The 936-nt window shown below is 66.3% G+C and carries 1 protein-coding gene; it reads right to left on the bottom strand.

Annotated features, from left to right (window positions below):
- Positions 1-167 precede the first annotated feature (167 nt).
- On the bottom strand, positions 168-794 hold the full coding sequence (locus CDI09_RS17390) for a hypothetical protein (protein WP_078523882.1): 627 nt from the start codon (positions 792-794) through the stop codon (positions 168-170).
- Positions 795-936 lie beyond the last annotated feature (142 nt).

The raw sequence follows: 936 nt of genomic DNA, 5'->3' as shown, positions 1-936 counted from the left end.
GACAGTAAGCCCGGCGCCCGGCGTGCAGGCAAAGCCGCCAGCGGATACGGTATTCTCGCCGTAAGCCATACCCGCAAGGTGGCCGAGGCCCACAAAGGCGTTGCGCTGGGCGTTGAGCAGGTCGCTATCGAGCGGGATCTGCGCGGGGTAGACGATCTGTCTGTCCATCAGTCAAGGGTCTCCACGTCCTGCACCCATGCAATCGTGCCCGCGGGCATGACGGCGGCGATGCGGGTCAGGGTCTGTGTTGCGGGCGGGTTGGTGTCGCCGGTGGGCAACTGGGCAAAAAGCTGGAAGGGCACGCCACGCGAGCCATAGCGCAGGGCGGCCACGCCATAACCGTAGCCACCGCCAATGGCCGGGCTGGCCAGCGTGCCCAGCCCCTTGCAGTCTGTCGCATTGCGCGGTTCGATTACGCGGCCTGTAGTACCTACTTCATCGGCAATCACGTTCACCACGTCCGGCCGGGTGCCGAGCGAGGGGAACAGCGCCTCCTTGATGCGGATGCGGAAGGCGTCGTCGCTCTCGCCCGTGGCGCGGGTGAGCGTGGTGCCGAAAAAGTCGGCGGCGAACATGTCAAGGAACGCGCCAGTCATGGTGGCGAGGCGGGTCTGGTCCGTCGTGCTGGCCAGCAGGCCCCACACCCACGCAAACACGCTGCCAAAGCCCTGCAATAGCGCGTTGAGCACCGGGGCCTGTTCCGTCTCGCCTGTTCCGGGAGCCGCCGGGAACCAGCCGGTGGGCAGCAGCGCGCGGATGCGCAGCGCGAAGCCGTTCTGCGTTACATCAGCCAAAGCTCACCGTCCCTGCCCGGTAGGCCGTTCCGGTTATGGCGGCCAGGTCCACCGTGCCGCCTGAAAGTGTGACATCGGTCACGTTGGTTACCGACGTGCTGGCGGCATAGGCGATCTGGATCAGGCGCGAATAGCTGGCCGA

Source organism: Komagataeibacter nataicola (assembly GCF_003207795.1).
In the GTDB taxonomy this organism is placed as follows: Bacteria; Pseudomonadota; Alphaproteobacteria; order Acetobacterales; family Acetobacteraceae; genus Komagataeibacter; species Komagataeibacter nataicola.
The sequence above is the reverse complement of the archived record's forward strand: the minus strand, read 5'-3'. Positions and strand labels throughout refer to the sequence as shown.